The following is a 17,972-nucleotide window of genomic DNA, read 5'->3' on the forward strand; positions in this document are numbered from 1 at the left end:
TAGGACTAGATTTAATTAATAAGTATAATTAAATTCATTTGTTAACAAAAAGTTTATATCCCTGCCTCATATAAGTCGTTACACTAGCGACCTTAAATTTTTAGGCTATTTCTCGGGTAGGCCATGTTTACGTTTTCTAAAAAAATAATTACAGTATGTATATTATTAGTATTAATTTTGGTTGTTACATTTTGGGTAGGCCGCGCTCACGATATTGAAAAAGCAACAGCTCAAGCGCAGCGTCAGGTTACTCAATTAAATAATTACATTGATACTGAACTCGCTCGTTTTTCGGCTATTCCCCAGCTACTTACTTATAATCAATTAATGATTGAATTTGCAAACGGCGACCAAGCCCATTACAACGCTATAAATAATTACTTAGCTGATATACAACAAGCCAGTGGTGCATCAGATATATTTGTACTTAATGCCCAAGGCGCAGTAACGGCAAGTAGTAACTGGCAAGCCGATTACACATTTTTAGGCAGTAACTTTGCCTTTAGACCTTACTTTAAACGTGCATTTGCAGGTGAAAAAGTGGCCTACTTTGCACTAGGTATGCGTTCAAAAGAGCGTGGCATTTATTTTTCGCAGGCTGTTTATCACGACAACAAAGCGGTTGGTGTTGTTGTATTAAAAGTGAATGTAAGCAAATTTGAAAACGACAGAGAGCTTTTAAATACATCTAAAGGTAGCCATTTTTATTTAGAACTTAGTGATAATGTAATTGCGATGTCTGATATGCAAACATGGCGTTTAAATAGCTTCAGCGAGTTTGATATAACAAAGCGACGTAATATAAAATTACGCCGTGCTTATTTAGATCATCAACCTGTATATATTAAGCAATTTCAATATAAGAGCCAGGGTATTTCGCATTTTAAAATTAATAAAAACCTTTATGTGAGTGCAACAAAACCACTGCGTTATTTTAGTGCACATATGAACGTACTTGTTGATATAACAAAAGTAAATTCAGCTCAATTAATACGCTTGTTTTGGGCATTTAGCATTTATGCTTTAGTTATTATCGTTGGTTATAGTTTACTTGCTCGTTTTGCGGGTTATAAAAAGCTCGTTTACTCTAGGCATAGTCTTGAGCAAAAAGTGATTGAGCGCACACAAGAGCTTGAGAAAACGCAAGTTGCATTAGTTCAATCAGCAAAACTTGCAACAATTGGGCAGTTAAGCGCAGGTATTAATCACGAAATAAACCAGCCCCTTAGCGCTATGAATACATACCTAGCAAGCGCCAAACGTTTACTCGCTAAGCAAAATTACACCGCACTTGGCGAAAGCATAACGGTGATTGAGGGGCTTGTAGGTCGCGTACACAAAATAGTGGGGCAGCTAAAACATTTTAGCAAACCATCACAAACTCAATTAAGGCCTTATCCGTTAGCTGGTTTATTAAATAACGCCTTGATGATTGCCAGCTCACAACTAAAGCAAGATAACGTACACGTAGAGCAGCCTAATTTAGATAGTGGGTTAATAGTGTGGGTTGATTCACTTAAATTTGAGCAAGTGTTGGTTAACTTAATAACTAACGCGAGCCAAGCAATGAATGGCGCAATAACACGTAAATTAAGTTTTAATGTTGAGTGCTTTGATAATCGAGTAAAACTCTCAATTTTAGATACAGGGCCAGGAATAGAGCAACATGCTTTTGGTAATATTTTCGAACCTTTTTATAGTACTAAAGAGAGTAACGGCTTAGGCCTTGGATTATCTATTTCAAAACAAATCATTGACTCGTTTAATGGCTCTTTAAGTGCGCACAATCGACTGCAAGGCGGGGCTGAGTTTATAATCAGTCTATCAAGCACGCAGGATAAAACAGATGATTGAAAACTCACCGTGTAAGCACATCATTGTAGTTGATGATGAAGCGATGATCAGAGATTCATTAAAACAATTACTTACTCTCGAAGGCTATACAGTTGAGTGCTTTAATGATGCAAGTACGGCTCTAACAAAGCTTAATCGACGTTTTATGGGCGTTGTACTGAGTGACATAAATATGCCTGCAATGGATGGGCTAACTTTGCTTGAGCAAGTCACGGCATTTGATAGTGAACTGCCGGTTATATTTTTAACAGGGTACGCCGATGTAACTATTGCTGTTAAAGCTATGCAATTAGGCGCGTATGACTTATTTGAAAAACCAGTAAACGAAACATTGCTTGATTGCATAGCAAGAGCATGCGACAAGCGTAGCTTAGTGATTCAAAATCGTGCACTAAAACTTGCTGTACAAAAAACCTCAGCGCCGGGTGTACGAATCCTAGGTGATACTCCTAAAATGCAAGATATGATGCATTTGCTCAATACGGTTATTGATACCCCAGCTGATGTAATGATTGAAGGTGAAACTGGCACGGGTAAAGAGCTTATAGCGCGTTACTTACACGATCAAAGTATTCGCTCAGCAAGTAACTTTGTTGCTATAAATTGCGGCGCGGTGCCTGAGCAGTTGATAGAAAGCGAGTTATTTGGTGCTGCAAGTGGTGCCTATACCGGAGCAACTCACACTCGTAAGGGAAAGTTTGAATTTGCACAAGGTGGTACAGTTTTTTTAGATGAAATAGAAAGTACCCCAATGTCGTTGCAGGTTAAATTATTACGCGTATTAGAGGAGCGAAAAGTAACTCCAGTAGGTGATAATAAAGCAATTGAGTTAGATATAAGAATTGTTGCAGCCACTAAAGTAGATTTGCTTTTATTAGTTGAAAAAGGTGAATTTAGAGCAGATTTATATTATCGACTAAGCTTGGTAAAAGTAGATATACCGCCTCTTAGAGCTCGCAAAGCAGATATAGTATTACTGTTTAAGCATTTTAGCTCTATTGCAGCAACACGCTATCACAAGCCGCCAGCACCTCTTAATAGCGAAATACAACAGCGACTCTTAGCGTACGACTGGCCTGGTAATGTAAGGGAGCTTAGAAACCAAGCTGAGCGCGCGGTTTTATTAGGAGTAGAACTTGCTTTTAGTGTTAGCAAAACGCAGGCTAAAGGTGAGCTTTCTCCCGATTTAAGCCTATCTGAAAAAGTTGCTTTTTATGAGCAGTCGTTAATAGAAGAAGCCCTAGAGCGAAACCATGGCAGTATTAAAAATACGATGGATACACTGCAAATCGCTCGTAAAACCCTTTACGATAAAATGAGTAAATACAATTTAAACCGCGATATGTTTATTGACTAAATTGTGTGGTTTATGTGACAACTTCGTTTTTATGATGTGTGGGAAACCGCACATTTATTCTCTTTTTTATACGCAATACCCATTAACCATCTGAAATATAAAAGTATTTTACCATTGGCAGTAAAGTTGCCTTATTAGGTCTGACAACAAGTAGATTCTAATAATTAGGACACATAATGATAAAGTTTACACACTCTACTATTTTACTCACCTCAATAAGTAGCTTTGCTTTTTACTCGTACACGGCTTGCGCTACTGAATATGATGTTTATGGTAAAGCCGAAGTGCAAATTGCTAATACAGATACGGGTATTATGCGTTACGCAGAAGAAGGCACGCAGATTGAAGCGCCATTTTCGCGTATAGGTATTCAAGGGCAACACAAATTAAATGAATATTTAAACGTTGTTTTTAAATACGAAGTGCAAGTAAAAGGCTTTGAGCAAGATGACACCGAAGAGCCATTTAGTGCAAGGAATACATACCTTGGTTTAAAAGGTCAATTTGGCGAGCTTGTAGTGGGAAGAAATGATACTCGCTTTAAATACTCTGAAGGCAAAGTTGATAACTTTAATGAAACCCAAGGTGACATAGCCCAAGTTATTGCAGGACAAGATAGACTTGGTGATACGCTAACATACACTTCTAAGCATTGGCATAATACGCAATTTTCGTTTACTTATGCTCCAAAAGATGACAACAAAGATAACGAAGCTGGATTTGCAGCAACCTTTATTTATGGTGATCGTAGCTTAAAAAACACCTCATATTACTTATCATTAAGCCATGTTGATTCTCTCAATAATATTAATGCGAGCCGAATAGCAGCAGCCTATAAATTTGAACAATTACAGCTTGGTGCACTGTATCAGCATTCTGAATCAACAGATGGTATAAAATCAGGTAACGGTTATGTGTTAAGTGCAAGCTATACGCTTGATAAATGGGTACCTAAATTACAGTTTGCTAAAGATGACTCTTTACTTCGTCAAACTTCTGAGGCAACGCAATGGACTACGGGCCTTGACTATGTATTTGATAAGCAAACAACTGCTTACCTTTTATACACCGACCTTAATTTAGAAGAACAAGACGACAGCAGTGTTGCGCTTGGTCTTAAATACAAATTTTAGAGGCCAGCCATGACAGATAATATACTCACGCAAAAACCAGATAAGAAAAGACATTTCCAATGGCTTTTTTTGATACTAGGCCCTGTAGTAATGCTATTAACATGTTTACTCGATCCACCAACGGGTATGTCTGTAGCGGCATTTAAAACCGCAGGTTTAGCATTTTGGATGGCGTCGTGGTGGGTGAGCGAAGTAGTACCAATTCCAGCAACTGCTTTGCTCCCTCTGGTAATATCACCACTTGCTGATATAGCAGCAATTAAAAGCGTGGCTGCCCCGTATGCGCACCCGCTAATATTTTTATTTTTAGGTGGTTTTTTAATTTCTATTGCTATGGAGCGTTGGGGGTTACATAAACGTATTGCGCTAAGCACCATGTTATATGCGGGTAAAAAGCCAAGCTTGCAAATTTTAGCAATGATGCTGGTAACCGCATTTTTGTCGATGTGGATGTCTAATACCGCAACAGCTGTAATGATGCTGCCTATTGCGCTTTCAATTACTAATTTAGTTAAGCAATCAGACCCGAGTAATGAAGGTTTTGGTAAGGCTTTACTGTTATCAATCGCTTATGGTGCAAGTATTGGTGGTATTGCTACCTTAATCGGTACTCCGCCTAATGCTTTAATGGCTGCTTACTTGTCAGATAGTTACCAAATAGAAATTGGCTTTGCGCAATGGATGATTGTAGGCGTACCACTGTCTTTAGGCATGCTAATTATTAGCTGGGTTTGGCTTACTAAATTTGCGTATAAAGTAGATGCTAATGTTAAAAACGATCAGAAAATTGATACAAAAGCGGTGTTTTCAACACAGTTAAAAAACCTAGGTATAATGCAGCGCGCCGAAAAAGGCGTGTTATTTGTGTTTGTTTTAGCAGCACTTTGTTGGATATTTAGACCTTTATTAGGTGACATAACAGGCCTTAATATTTCAGATACTACTATTGCAATTGCAGCGGCATTGCTGTTGTTTGTAATGCCAGCGAATAAAGGCAGTGATGAGCGAATTCTTGATTGGCAAAATGCCTCACAAGTGCCTTGGGGCGTATTGCTATTGTTTGGGGGCGGACTTACACTTGCATCTCAAATTAAGTCATCAGGGCTTGCTGAATTTATTGCTCATCTAATTGAAGGCGCCAGCACTATTCCACTTGTTATGAGTGTACTTGTTGTTGTTGCATTAATTACGTTTTTAACTGAGATCACAAGTAATACCGCAACAGCCGCAGGGTTCTTACCTTTATTAGGCCCTGTTGCTGAGTCTATAACAGGTTCACCGTTGGTATGGGTTATTCCTGCCGCTATTGCATGTAGCTGTGCATTTATGATGCCTGTAGCGACACCGCCTAACGCTATTGTTTTTGGTTCAGGTCAACTACAAATGCGCGATATGATAAGAGCGGGTTTTGTATTAAATATTGTAGCAATTGCGTTAATAACACTGGTTACAGTGACGATTGCAGCCCAGGTGTTTAATTTTTAACCACTCATTAAATTAGTTCCAACCAACCTATTACCAGAGTAGTTTTGTTTATATTTACAATTTAAACAAAGCTACTCTTTATGCTTATTTATATTGCTTAATAAGCTCTTTTTTAGATAATTAGTGTTATTGCTCGAAAAACAGAACAAGGTTATAGTCGTTAATAACTTTAAAAATTGAGTAACCTATTTTGAGCACTGAGACATCACAGGTAATGCCTTTAATTCCCCAGTTTGATGAATTGCAAAAAAGCTTTCTCGAAACGCCTTACTTGCCAATTGATAAACGTCTCGTTTTATTGAAAAAACTCCGTGTACGTATTGTTGAACTTGAGCAAGAGCTAGTAGATGCTGCTTCAAAAGACTTTGGTTACAGAACCGCTTTCGATACTTTACTTGGCGATATATTGCCTACAGTGCAAACACTCGCGCACATTATTAAAAAACTGCCAAAATGGGCAAAGCCAAGTAATCGCTCTGTGGGTTTAAGCTTATGGCCTTCAAAAGTAAGTGTTAATTATCAGCCCAAAGGTGTGGTTGGTATTATTGCACCGTGGAATTACCCTATTCAGTTAGCGTTAGTACCTGTGCTTACCGCCATAGCTGCCGGTAATAGAGTGATGCTTAAATTAAGCGAATTCACACCTCATACAAACGCCGTTATCGAAAAAATCTTTAAAGATGATCTGCAAGCTCATTGTAAAATAATACTAGGGGGGAGTGATGTTGCAGCACAGTTTTCATCACTGCCATTTGCTCATTTATTATTTACGGGTTCTACGAACGTAGGTAAATTAGTAATGGCGTCAGCGAGTCGTAATTTAACGCCGGTAACGCTTGAACTCGGTGGTAAATCGCCAGTTATTATTATGCAAAATGCCGATATTAAACAAGCGGCACAAGCCTTACTGTTTGGCAAAATGGCCAACGCAGGGCAAATATGCGTTGCACCTGACTACGTATTAGTACCCAAAGAGCTTGAACATCAGCTTATTCAGCAATTATGCGAGCTGTATAAAAAGCATTTTAAAGACGGTGTTGAAGGTAAAAACTTAACCTCTATTATTAGCGATGCACACTATAAACGTTTAGCAACCTACTTAGAGCAAGCCCAAGAGCTTGGCGCAAACATTATTAAGCCACTTGAGCAAAACCAGCAAGACGAGCAAAAGCATCGTATGGGGCTGCATTTAGTGACTCAAGTAACTGACGAAATGCAGCTTATGCAAGATGAGTTATTTGGTCCAATACTACCAATAATGAGTTATGAAAAGCTCGACAGCGCAATTGACTATATTAAAGCTCATCAGCACCCATTAGCGCTTTATATTTTAGGCCAAGATAAGCACGCTCAAGAATATATTATGAAGCAAACAATCAGTGGCACTGTGGCAATAAACGACACCTTAGTACAAGTTACTGCTGACGATGCTCCTTTTGGTGGTGTAGGGCATTCAGGAATGGGGCATTATCATGGTATAGAAGGGTTTTTAACGTTTAGCCATGCTAAAAATACGTTAGTATCGGGCTCGTTTAATCCTCGCATTGTTATGCTACTAAAACAAAGCAAACTTATTATTAAGCTTCTAAAGTGGCTTTACATAAAATAATAGGGTGCTGATTTGGTAAAGTTGAATAAGTGTTAACTTGCTAATCAAGATATATAAAAGGCTGAATTACGTTATGTAATTCAGCCTTTTTAGATTAGTTTCAAACTAAGGTCTTAAACTTTAAAATAAGACTTTAAAATAAGCGACCTTCGCCAGCATAAGTACCCACTTGTATTTTTGCATAAATGGCATCGGCTTTTTCTTTAGCTTCTTCAATTTCTTTAGGCAGCATTTTACGCTCATCAAGTTTACGGCTATGACTCGCTTGCATATTACCGTTGTACTCAGCGATAGTATTCCAAATATATGACTTTTCTAGATCTTTTGGCATACCTAGTCCTTCAAAATACATGAGGGCTAAATTAAATTGCGCTAAAGAGTAATTGTTTGCAGCTGCTTTTTCGTACCAGTTACGTGCCGCTTCATAGTCTCGTGTAACACCCACGCCATTGGCGTACATTACGCCCAAATTAAATTGAGCTGCAGGTAGATTCTTCTTGGCTGCTTTTTCAAATAAAGTAACAGCCATTTGGTGATCAAGCTTTACGCCTTTACCTTCGTCGTATAAAACCGCTAGAGCAAACATCGAATCAGCATGGTTCTTTTTAACGCCTTGCTGATAAAGTGCAGCAGCTTTGCGGTAATCGCGTGTTACACCGTACCCACCTTCGTATAATTTAGCTAGCTCGTAAATTCCTGGCGCAAAGCCTTTGTCTGCTAGGTATTGGAATTCTTTTAGGGCGACTGCAAATTCACCTTCGTTAGCTGCTCTTATGCCATCTTCTAATGTTGCATGAGCAAAAGGGCTGGCAAGTAAAACGCCAGCAAGAACGAGTGCTTTTAAATTAAACTGTGACATATTAATGTCTCCAATTAGTAATAGTTTCGATAGATTTTAGAGCCAGTACATTTTTTAGATTAAACATCCACTGCTATTTAGGCTCGCGCTTGAGGCGGTTTGCTCTTTGCTGCTCGGTTTTTTAATGAGCTTACTAAGCTACAAACTTTGCGCGGCGATTAAATAGCGCCTAGATAGAACAAATTTTAATCCTAAAAGTTCAACAGGCCATAGTTAAATGCTAATTTATTAAATTTTTGCACTATTTGCACATTATAAACGTTTAATACCCAATACATTTATGTAAAGACTAGATCGGTTACTATAAATAGATGCAAAAAAGGGTGTCTACTGTTATGTTTTACGCCAGCTTTAGTGTAAACGCAAGGTGGCACCTTATAAGATCGTGCGTATAAAATGTAAATAACAGCGCGGTGGACTTTCAAGGTAAGTAAATGAGTTTAAGAAGTGTAAGATACAGATTTTATAGAAAATTTAAATATATAAAAAAAGCCCGTTAGGGCTTTTTTGAGTCATATTAACCGTCACTAATATGAGCAATGTAGCAAGTAAATGTGATATTTGGTGTTATTACTTGGGTCGAGTAAGTAATACCACGAAGCGGCACGTTCTTCTTTTAATGTGTCAGCATCCTTGCTGAATACCCTTCCATAGGCACTGAGGTCGGTACACTTTGTTTCTGATAATGATTATTAGTTAGATTAGCGCGCAAGTCAATACTTAAATGATAATTATTATCAAATAAGATTTTCATGAGTATAAAATTTTAAATAAGGAAAGTGATGCTTAATAATCTAAAAACTAAAAAAGTGATAAATGCATGCTTTGCTATCAGCATGGTATTTTTGTGTAGTTGTTCAGCCTCATTTACTTATAATAACTTGAGCTGGCTTTCGTCATTTTGGGTAGATGATTATATTGATTTAAATAAAACACAAAATAAGCAGCTCAAACAGATCATTAACACGACTCAAGCATGGCATAGAAGTACGCAGCTACCAGCTTACAAACAAGACATTCAAAATATTAAGGCACTTTTTAACAACACACTAAGCAACGATCAGTTAAAAGAGCAGGTGGTTTTTGCTAAAAAGCATTGGCAAAACTTACTCGAATACGCGCACATGCCTTTAGCAGAGCTTGGGGCAACCTTATCAAGTGAGCAAAGAGAAGAACTTTTAAACAATATTCAAATAAAAATTAACGACGAACGTGAAGAGTTTGACGAACAAACCCCGCTTGAGCGAAAAAGTGAGCGTTTGGAAGAGCAATTTGAATACTACGAGCAGTGGATAGGCAAGCTTAATAAACAACAAAAAGCGCTGATTAAATCAACTAATGAGCAACATCAAGACTCTGGAATGTTGTGGTTGGAATACAAACAAACCCGTTTGAATGCAGCCAAACAGGTATTTGAAAATGTTGAAATAACAAAAAAAGAATTTATAAATCAGTTGAGTACAGTTATTAAAGAGCGCGAACTATATATGAGCGACGCACTATTGAAAAGCAATGAAGCAAACTTAGATTTATATATAAATTTACTCTACGAATTAAACTCAACTCTAAATGATAAACAACGCCAAAGCGTTAATGATCAATTTGATGAGTTAATTGAGACCTTAAACGATATAATAGAAAATTAAATTGTGCGTGAATTATTAAGTTTTAAATTAGCTGTTTAGGCTGATTTTTTTTTAAACGCAAAAATGCTTTTTAAAGGGCAATATATGGTTACAGATTTGAAAAGTATCTTAAACACTTGGTATCCCAACAGGGATAACCAAGAATGGGTTTTAGCTACTTTGTACAAAATTGAAGGCTCTAGTTACAGAAAGCTAGGGGCTATGATGCTTATTTCGAGCCTAGGCGAGCGCTTGGGGATGCTTTCGGGTGGCTGTTTAGAAGCTGACATACAACGCCATGCTAAACAAGTAATGAGTAGTTTAATCAGTAAAACCATTAGTTATGATGCCACCGATGAAGACGATTTAACATTTCAACTTGGCATTGGTTGTGGGGGCATAGTACACATTTTACTGCAGCCCATTCACAAAGCTAATGACTATTTACAGCTAGAGCTCGTATCTAAAGCACTTAATGAGAATAAACCAGGGCGATACCTTCAACAAGTAAGCCCGATTTTGCCAGCCGGCAGTGGTGTATTTACGCAAAATGATGAGTTACATGGTTTATCAATGAACCGCAAAGCGCAGTTGGTAGAATTACAAGGCGCTACGTGCTTGCAAACCTCTATTTATCCACCGCCTCACCTATTAATAGTAGGTGGTGGCGCAGATGCAGTTCCGGTTTATACATTTGCCAAACAACTTGGTTGGAGTGTAACTGTATGGGATACACGCGCGGCTAATGCAAAAAGACAATATTTTAAAAATGCAGATGCTATTTTGCGCATCACACCGAGTGAGTTAAAAGAATATTGCATAACCGATAAAGTCGATGCGACTATTTTAATGGCTCACAGCGTTGAACTTGACGCCAGTACGTTGGCTCAATTTAAAGATGTTCCTTTTAAATACATAGGGTTATTGGGTCCTAAGCACAGACGTGAACAAGTTTTAGAGCACGCAAATACGCGAGTATCACAAATTAAGGCTCCTGTTTTTGGGCCTGTCGGTTTAAATTTAGGCGGCGACTCGCCAGAGAGTATTGCACTATCGCTGATCAGTGAAATACATGCAGTGCTGTGTGAAAAAAATGCCCAATCGCTAAGCCATTGGGGGCAAGAGGCGTGCTAATTGCAAAAGTTGTTTTAGCCGCAGGTCAATCATCTCGCTTTAACGGCTGTAAATTAACAGCTGATATTGGCTTTGGCAAAACAATGATTGAGCATGCTGTAAATACACTGCATGCACTTGATGACACGCCGGTGTATGTAGTTACCGGGGCATGGCATAAAGAAGTAGCGCAAGCACTGGCAGGTTATAAAAACATAGAGCTGATTGAGAACAAGCAATGGAGCCAAGGTTTGGGTCATTCAATCGCGACAGCTTCTCAAACTGTGTTTAAAAATAAGTCCTTTGATGGGATTTTATTTATGCTTGCGGATCAGGTTGAGCTCAAAGTAGCGCACTTAAGTGAGCTAGTTACTGGTTTTACACGTAATCCATCGCGCTGGTGCGCAAACTATGGCGAGCGTTTAGGCGTACCCGCTATATTCCCAGCGGTTGATTTATCTCAGCTTGCAAGCTTAACTTCAGATAGAGGTGCACAGCAATTACTGCGCTCCAGCAGTGAAGTAGTCAATACAATTAGTTTACGTAGTGCGAGTTTAGACATAGATACTCAAAAGCAGCTAAGTAATTTTATAGCTAAAAATGAGTGAAAAAGTATTAGTAGGGCAAAATAAGTTTTAGCTGCGCTAACGCTATAGTGCAGTGGTTATGGTATTTAGCTGTTAATGTAGCTGATGCGGTAACTATATGTGTTATGGATTAGTAGTTACAACAATCTTAACTGTTATAACCTGCGTTTAAATTAAACAATTTAAACGCAGGTTATAAAGCTTAATCAAGGGGCAAGCTATGGTGACGTTTACAATTAATGGCAAGGTGGTTGAATCACACGCAAGTGAAGATACACCATTGTTATGGGTTATTCGCGATGAAATTGGATTAAAAGGGACGAAGTTTGGTTGCGGTATTGCAATGTGTGGTGCGTGTACGGTGCATTTAGATGGGCAAGCAACTCGCTCATGTGTTTTACCAATTGGCGCTATTGCAGGAAAAAACATTACCACAATTGAAGGGCTTAATAACGAACACCCACTTCAAAAAGCATGGGTTGAAGAGCAAGTACCACAGTGCGGTTACTGTCAGTCGGGGCAAATAATGCAAGCTGCTACATTACTGGCAGCTAATCCAAGTCCTTCAGATGAAGAAATAGTAAGCCATATGAATGGTAACTACTGTCGCTGTATGGCTTATAAACGTATTAAAACTGCTATTCAACGCGCTGCAGATGAGTCGCAAAGTGTCGTAAATATATTTGATCCAAATGCACAAGACGCTTAACTGGAGCCGATAATGAAAAAATTATTTCAAAAAAATAGCGAAACCGTTAATTTAAATCGTCGCTCGTTTATGATTGGCACTGCTAGCGCAGGCTTAGTCATGGCGTTTGCCCCTGCGTTATTTTCGGGTTCGCTCAGTGCAAAAGAATCAATTGCGCAACAAGCTTTTTCACCCACTATTTGGTGGACTATGAGCACCGACGGTGCCGTAGAAGTGAGTATTGCTAAAGCTGAAATGGGTCAACATATCGGTACTGCTCTTGCGCGTATTGTGGCTGATGAACTTGAATGTGATTGGGATAAAGTATCAATTACCTACGTAGATACTCATGAAAAATGGGGCTTTATGGTAACGGGTGGTTCGTGGTCTGTATTTCAAAGCTTTAAGCCATTATCTCAAGCCGGTGCTGCAGGTCGAATTGCATTAATAGAAGCTGGAGCTAAAATGCTCGGCGTGACTGCAGATAAATGTCGTGCTGAAAAGGGCTATATTATTGCAGGCGAAAAATCGGTTAGTTACGCAGAAATAGTTAAAAAAGGCGAGTTTAATCGTACATTTACAAGTGATGAAGTTGCAAACCTGCCACTAAAACCTGCTAATAAACGTCATTTAACAGGGCTTAAACAAGACTTTAAAGCGCTTGATATACCAGCCAAAACAAATGGTACAGCAGTATATGGGATAGATGTAGAAGTTAAAGGCATGCTGTACGCGCGTCCAGTTATTCCACCAACTCGTTATGGCAGCACAGTAACAAACGTTGACGATAGTGCAGCAAAAGCAATTACAGGTTACAAAGGCTATGAAATTTTAAATGACCCTAGTAACACAGTGCAAGGCTGGGTTGTTGTATTAGCTGATAGTTACCCAAGTGCCATTAAAGCAGTAGATGCTTTAAAGGTGAGTTACAAAAAGGGTGAGTCGGCAAATATATCTGAAGCTGATATTCAAAAAGAAGGTAAGCGATTATGCGAGCAACGCGACTCGGGCACTTTGTTTGTTGATGAAGGCGATATAAAGAAAACCCAAGCAGACGCTAGTGAGTCGTTAGAATCAATGTATACCACAGCGACAGCGAGCCATTATCAGCTAGAACCATTAAATGCGGTTGCAGAGTTTAAAGACGGAAATTGGATTATTCATACAGGTAACCAGTGGCAGTCACTTACGTTACCAGCGCTTGCTAAAGCACTCGATATAGAACAAAACAAAGTAATTATTCGTCCTTATTATTTAGGTGGTGGTTTTGGTCGTCGATTATTTGGTGATTGGACTGTACCTGCGGCTCTAACTGCAAAAGCAGTAGGTAAACCAGTAAAACTGGTATTTACACGGGCAGATGATAGTTTATTCGATCAGTCTCGCTCTGCATCTGCTGCAAAAATGACGGCGTCGTTTGATAAAAATGGTACATTCACAGGAATGGAACATGCATTTGCTGCTGGTTGGCCTACTAAAGCTATGGCACCAGGGTTTTTATCACCGGGTGTTGATGGCAAAGGTAAATTTGATGCATTTTCGGCATCAGGCGCTGATCATTGGTATAGCATGAGCAGTCATCGTGCACGCGCTATTAATAACGAAGTTGCACAAAGCACCTTTAATCCGGGTTGGTTACGTTCAGTAGGGCCAGGTTGGATTGCATGGAGTCTTGAGTCGTTTATTGATGAAATTGCCCATAAGCAAGGCAAAGATCCTGTTCAATTTAGAATTGAAATGTTAGATGGTAAAGGCAAGCAAGCGGGTAAAGCACCTGAGAGCGTGGGCGGCGCGCTACGCTTACGTAATGTGCTTAAAACGGTGTCTGACAAAGTAGCTTCTGTTAAATTAGCTAAAGATGAGGGCATTGGTTTTTCTGTAAGCTCAGGGCAAGAACGTATTATGCCAGCATGGCTTGCAACCGCAGCGCATGTTCATGTTAACCGTGATAGTGGTAAAATAACGCTTAAAAAGCTTTATGTTGTTGTAGATGCGGGCTTAATAGTTCACCCAGATGGCGCACTGGCGCAAATTGAAGGGTCGTTACTATGGGGCGGCAGCCTTGCATTGCATGAGTCAAATACGTATAAAGATGGGCAAGTATCTGCGACTAACTTTAATACTTATTTACCGCTAAGAATGCAAGATGTGCCAGATATTGACATTGAATTTTTACAAAGCGATGAGTTTCCAGTTGGTTTAGGTGAGCCTGGCGTGATAGGGGTTGCTCCTGCTATTGGTAATGCAGTGTTTAATGCTGTAGGCGTTCGTTTACGCGACCTACCAATGAAGCCAAGCGAACTTAAAAAAGGCTTAGAAGCGTAAAACAAAAATAATTAAAGGGGTATGCTTTATGCTGCCCCTTTAAGTTATTAAATATATTTATGTAATTATTATTTATGTATCAATAGGTAGCGTTGTTTATACCAGTTTGCTTAATTAAACGATTAAGTATTATTGCAAATTGGTATTTGGTTGTTATTACGTGTTGATATTAGTTAAGGTTTATTTATGCTAATCGACCCAACAGGGCGAGAGTTTAGTTACCTACGTTTGTCTATTACGGATGTATGTAATTTTAAGTGTGTTTATTGTTTACCAGATGGTTATCAGGGCGGTCACGACCGTGGCTTCCTCACAATTGATGAAATTAGCAATACACTTAAAGCGTTTGCACACCATGGTATTGAAAAAGTAAGGATCACTGGCGGAGAGCCAACCCTTAGAAAAGACTTTATAGATGTTGTTCGCGCGGCAAAAGATGTTGCGGGCATAAAAAAAATTGCAATGACTACCAATGGTTTTTCTCTTCATAAGAATATTCATGACTGGGTAGATGCAGGCTTAAACGCCATTAATGTAAGCATTGATAGTTTAGACTCACGCATGTTTAACACCATTACTGGGCATGACAAATTTACCTCAGTAATGAAAGGTATTGATACTGCGCTTGAAACGGGTATTGATTCGGTAAAAATAAACAGCGTGCTGATGAAACAATATAACGCAAAAGAGTTTGATACATTTTTAAATTGGGTTAAACACCGCCCCGTCACCATCCGCTTTATAGAATTGATGCAAACAAACGACAACAAAGCCTTTTTTGATGCTAACCATGTTTCTGGGCAAGTTTTAAAAACTCAGCTACTACAAACGGGCTGGCAGCAAGTTGCGCGTAGTGCATCAGCAGGTCCTGCTCAAGAGTTTGCTCATCCTGATTATCAAGGCAGAATTGGTTTAATAATGCCTTACAGTAACGACTTTTGTAGTACCTGTAACCGATTAAGGGTTACAGCAAAAGGAAATCTGCACTTGTGTTTGTTTTCTGAAGATGGTATTTCGCTAAGAGAATATATGAACGACAGTTCGAATAGTGAATTGATGGCATTGTTATCTCGTTATATTAAAACTAAAAAGCCAACTCATCTTTTGCATCAAGGTAATACGGGCATCACCACTAATTTATCTATGTTAGGTGGTTAATTGTTAGAGCTAATTTGTAAACAAAAACACCAAACGTGTCCCTAAATCACCAATAAAAGGGTGTGTTTACATGGTTTTAGAGCAACAAAGCTTGTTAAATTGTATTTTCACGTTAAACTTACTTTTTATTTTTTATTAAGTGATTAGAATGGATATCGCAGCCCTTAATAGCACTAAATCATTAAGAAAGGACGTTCTGAGAGGAATGTGCCTTTGCTTTGGTGTTTTATCGGTTGGATTTGCGGGGTTTAATTTAACCGTAAATAACTTTCCATTGCTTGGCTATATCGAAATCTGTTTTTCTATTTATTGTATATTTACTTACATTACACTCATACGCCGCCCATTACAGTTTTGGCAATCCGTTGTAATGTGCGCACTTATCACATCCATTGTTATTTTAGGTACATCTTTGGCGTCGCCTCGTAACGGTGTTTATGTATGGTCGTTTGCATTACCTATTTTGTACTACCTACTATTAGGTAAAAAATATGGTGTAATTTTCTCTGCAAATTTATTAGTCATCCAAGTATTTATTTTAGGTAGTCAGTCTACGCTTGCCCCCTTTGAGACTTTTAACTTATCTCTTAATCTACTCTGTGCTTATTTAAGTATTTGGGCGATTTCTCACGTTTTTGAAGGGAGTCGTTCACACTTTTCAAGGCGACTTAAAAATTTAGCTTTACTTGACCCACTAACGGGTGCAGGCAATCGCCTTTCAATGAACCACTACTTTGAAGTAGAACTACAAGATAAGTCACAGTTATATTTATTCTTACTCGATTTAGATTTTTTTAAACAAGTTAATGATGAGTATGGCCATGGTGTGGGTGACCAAGTGCTTATTGAAGTAGCAACTTTACTAAGAGTTATACTCGCTAGAGGGTATGTATTTAGAGTCGGCGGTGAGGAGTTTGCTTTATTTAGCTCTTTTGAAAATGATGAGGCCGCGCTGAAAACCGCCGAACAAATAAGGGCACGTTTTGAAAGTACCACATTTGACATTGACGGCCTTGCAATCAATGTTACAACCAGTATTGGTGTCGCAAAATTTAAAAGTACCAATTCATTGGAAAGCTTTGTAAACCAAGCTGATAAACAGTTATACAAAGCAAAGCAATTTGGTCGCAATAAAGTGTATTGTAAGTTTAAAACAGAAAATGATTACGAGGCAGTTGTTGCGTAAGTCGTGCTACTTAGTACATTTGTTCAAAGTTAGGGATCCCGTTTTCCCAAATCGGTTTATCTTTTCCTAAATGCTCGCGTACAGCATCAAAAAATAATCGGGTTCTTACTGGTAAATCTCGATGCGGATATACGGCATACATCGCGCTAAACTCCATCAGTTTTACATCGGTCAATAAAGGCACTAACTTACCTTGTATTATTTCATCACCAATAATAAATGCAGGGGCGACAAAGTAAGTTGTGCCCGACAATGTTTTCATTAACAATGATTCTGCATCATTTGCCCTAAACACACTTTTTATTTTTTGCTCGCAGCGCTCACCTTTACTATCGTAATAATCTATTGCTTCTACTCGAATAGAATTACTGGCATAGCTTGCTGCTGGTAATTTCGCTAACTCTTCCATTGTTTTTGGCATACCATAAGTTTCAATAAACTGTGGCGCAGCTAAAATTAATAATCGATTACGCGCTATTTTACGTGCAATAAGTGACGAGTCTTTAGGCTCTCCTACACGAAAAGCCAAATCAAATCCTTCAGAGACTATGTCTACTAATCTATCGTCTAAACGCAGTTCAACTTCTACTTGCGGAAAGCGTTTTTGAAAATCATTAAGTACAGGTTGTAAATAACGACGACCAATAAGTGTTGATGAGGTGATTTTTAAAACGCCGCGCGGCTCTAAATGGTAGTTTTCAGCCATGCGCACGGTTTCGCCGAGCAGCTCTCTAAGCTCAGCGGCTTTTTTGATCATTTCGGCGCCTGCCGCTGTGAGCGAAAATGAACGGGTAGTTCGGTTAAGTAACCTAACGCCTAACTCATCCTCTAAACGGCTAATTTGTTTAGATATAACAGAGCGATCTATGTTGCGTATTTCTGCAGCTTTAGCAAAAGAGCCTTGCTCAACTACTTCAAGTAACATTAAAAGTCGACTTGTTGTATCCATTATTACACCTTAACCAATCTATTGATGCCATTTTGGCATTAATG

At 38.8% G+C, this 17,972-nt stretch carries 14 protein-coding genes; 12 read left to right on the forward strand and 2 right to left on the reverse strand.

What is annotated here, in order from left to right; genetic code table 11:
• Window positions 1–123 precede the first annotated feature (123 nt).
• The 5 genes from AC5NT5_RS19185 (at window position 124) to AC5NT5_RS19205 (ending at window position 7,438) form a co-directional block, all read left to right on the forward strand.
• Complete coding sequence (locus AC5NT5_RS19185) at window positions 124–1,854, forward strand: sensor histidine kinase (protein ID WP_494513813.1); 1,731 nt, start codon at window positions 124–126, stop codon at window positions 1,852–1,854.
• The gene (locus tag AC5NT5_RS19190) at window positions 1,847–3,211 is read left to right on the forward strand and encodes a sigma-54-dependent transcriptional regulator (RefSeq protein WP_182681615.1); all 1,365 of its coding nucleotides are present in this window, start codon (window positions 1,847–1,849) and stop codon (window positions 3,209–3,211) included. Before AC5NT5_RS19185 ends, AC5NT5_RS19190 begins: the two co-directional genes overlap by 8 nt.
• A 176-nt stretch (window positions 3,212–3,387) precedes the next feature.
• Window positions 3,388–4,344: a porin gene (locus AC5NT5_RS19195; RefSeq protein ID WP_182671145.1), complete on the forward strand. Its 957-nt coding sequence runs from the start codon at window positions 3,388–3,390 to the stop codon at window positions 4,342–4,344.
• Window positions 4,345–4,353: 9 nt separating this feature from the next.
• Window positions 4,354–5,829 (forward strand): SLC13 family permease, encoded by a 1,476-nt coding sequence (locus AC5NT5_RS19200; RefSeq protein WP_494513814.1) that lies wholly within the window; start codon window positions 4,354–4,356, stop codon window positions 5,827–5,829.
• Between the two features lie 214 nt (window positions 5,830–6,043).
• Window positions 6,044–7,438 carry a coniferyl aldehyde dehydrogenase gene (locus AC5NT5_RS19205; RefSeq protein WP_494513830.1) on the forward strand — a complete coding sequence of 465 codons (1,395 nt, stop codon included), beginning with the start codon at window positions 6,044–6,046 and terminating at the stop codon, window positions 7,436–7,438.
• A gap of 133 nt (window positions 7,439–7,571) precedes the next feature.
• Here the strand turns inward: AC5NT5_RS19205 and AC5NT5_RS19210 are convergent, their stop codons facing one another.
• Window positions 7,572–8,297 (reverse strand): tetratricopeptide repeat protein, encoded by a 726-nt coding sequence (locus AC5NT5_RS19210; protein WP_149593050.1) that lies wholly within the window; start codon window positions 8,295–8,297, stop codon window positions 7,572–7,574.
• 782 nt (window positions 8,298–9,079) lie between these two features.
• Between AC5NT5_RS19210 and AC5NT5_RS19215 the strand changes: the two genes are divergently transcribed.
• The 7 genes from AC5NT5_RS19215 (at window position 9,080) to AC5NT5_RS19245 (ending at window position 16,979) form a co-directional block, all read left to right on the forward strand.
• Window positions 9,080–9,943: a DUF6279 family lipoprotein gene (locus AC5NT5_RS19215; RefSeq protein WP_182671148.1), complete on the forward strand. Its 864-nt coding sequence runs from the start codon at window positions 9,080–9,082 to the stop codon at window positions 9,941–9,943.
• 84 nt (window positions 9,944–10,027) lie between these two features.
• Window positions 10,028–11,056, forward strand: coding sequence for an XdhC family protein (locus tag AC5NT5_RS19220; protein ID WP_182681618.1), 1,029 nt, complete (start codon window positions 10,028–10,030; stop codon window positions 11,054–11,056).
• Entirely contained in the window at window positions 11,050–11,643 is a 594-nt protein-coding gene (locus AC5NT5_RS19225) for a nucleotidyltransferase family protein (protein WP_182673593.1), read from the forward strand. The genes AC5NT5_RS19220 and AC5NT5_RS19225 overlap by 7 nt, the downstream gene beginning before the upstream one ends.
• Window positions 11,644–11,842: 199 nt before the next feature.
• On the forward strand, window positions 11,843–12,331 hold the full coding sequence (locus tag AC5NT5_RS19230) for a (2Fe-2S)-binding protein (RefSeq protein WP_007582016.1): 489 nt from the start codon (window positions 11,843–11,845) through the stop codon (window positions 12,329–12,331).
• 12 nt (window positions 12,332–12,343) lie between these two features.
• Window positions 12,344–14,635: a xanthine dehydrogenase family protein molybdopterin-binding subunit gene (locus AC5NT5_RS19235; protein ID WP_494513815.1), complete on the forward strand. Its 2,292-nt coding sequence runs from the start codon at window positions 12,344–12,346 to the stop codon at window positions 14,633–14,635.
• Window positions 14,636–14,821: 186 nt separating this feature from the next.
• Window positions 14,822–15,793: a GTP 3',8-cyclase MoaA gene (gene moaA, locus AC5NT5_RS19240; RefSeq protein WP_494513816.1), complete on the forward strand. Its 972-nt coding sequence runs from the start codon at window positions 14,822–14,824 to the stop codon at window positions 15,791–15,793.
• A 148-nt stretch (window positions 15,794–15,941) separates the two neighbouring features.
• On the forward strand, window positions 15,942–16,979 hold the full coding sequence (locus AC5NT5_RS19245) for a GGDEF domain-containing protein (RefSeq protein WP_494513817.1): 1,038 nt from the start codon (window positions 15,942–15,944) through the stop codon (window positions 16,977–16,979).
• Window positions 16,980–16,989: 10 nt separating this feature from the next.
• On the opposite strand, the gene AC5NT5_RS19250 is transcribed toward AC5NT5_RS19245, so the two are convergent.
• Window positions 16,990–17,928 carry a LysR family transcriptional regulator gene (locus tag AC5NT5_RS19250; protein WP_002958690.1) on the reverse strand — a complete coding sequence of 313 codons (939 nt, stop codon included), beginning with the start codon at window positions 17,926–17,928 and terminating at the stop codon, window positions 16,990–16,992.
• Window positions 17,929–17,972: the final 44 nt, after the last annotated feature.

The sequence above is a fragment of the Pseudoalteromonas sp. J2K-J599 genome (genome assembly GCF_059295115.2).

Bases quoted from the DNA above. Each gene is read 5' to 3' on its own strand.
- AC5NT5_RS19185 (WP_494513813.1), top strand. From the start codon at position 124: ATGTTTACGTTTTCTAAAAAAATAATTACAGTATGTATATTATTAGTA.
- AC5NT5_RS19190 (WP_182681615.1), top strand. From the start codon at position 1,847: ATGATTGAAAACTCACCGTGTAAGCACATCATTGTAGTTGATGATGAA.
- AC5NT5_RS19195 (WP_182671145.1), top strand. From the start codon at position 3,388: ATGATAAAGTTTACACACTCTACTATTTTACTCACCTCAATAAGTAGC.
- AC5NT5_RS19200 (WP_494513814.1), top strand. From the start codon at position 4,354: ATGACAGATAATATACTCACGCAAAAACCAGATAAGAAAAGACATTTC.
- AC5NT5_RS19205 (WP_494513830.1), top strand. From the start codon at position 6,044: ATGCCTTTAATTCCCCAGTTTGATGAATTGCAAAAAAGCTTTCTCGAA.
- AC5NT5_RS19210 (WP_149593050.1), bottom strand. From the start codon at position 8,297: ATGTCACAGTTTAATTTAAAAGCACTCGTTCTTGCTGGCGTTTTACTT.
- AC5NT5_RS19215 (WP_182671148.1), top strand. From the start codon at position 9,080: ATGCTTAATAATCTAAAAACTAAAAAAGTGATAAATGCATGCTTTGCT.
- AC5NT5_RS19220 (WP_182681618.1), top strand. From the start codon at position 10,028: ATGGTTACAGATTTGAAAAGTATCTTAAACACTTGGTATCCCAACAGG.
- AC5NT5_RS19230 (WP_007582016.1), top strand. From the start codon at position 11,843: ATGGTGACGTTTACAATTAATGGCAAGGTGGTTGAATCACACGCAAGT.
- AC5NT5_RS19235 (WP_494513815.1), top strand. From the start codon at position 12,344: ATGAAAAAATTATTTCAAAAAAATAGCGAAACCGTTAATTTAAATCGT.
- moaA (WP_494513816.1), top strand. From the start codon at position 14,822: ATGCTAATCGACCCAACAGGGCGAGAGTTTAGTTACCTACGTTTGTCT.
- AC5NT5_RS19245 (WP_494513817.1), top strand. From the start codon at position 15,942: ATGGATATCGCAGCCCTTAATAGCACTAAATCATTAAGAAAGGACGTT.
- AC5NT5_RS19250 (WP_002958690.1), bottom strand. From the start codon at position 17,928: ATGGATACAACAAGTCGACTTTTAATGTTACTTGAAGTAGTTGAGCAA.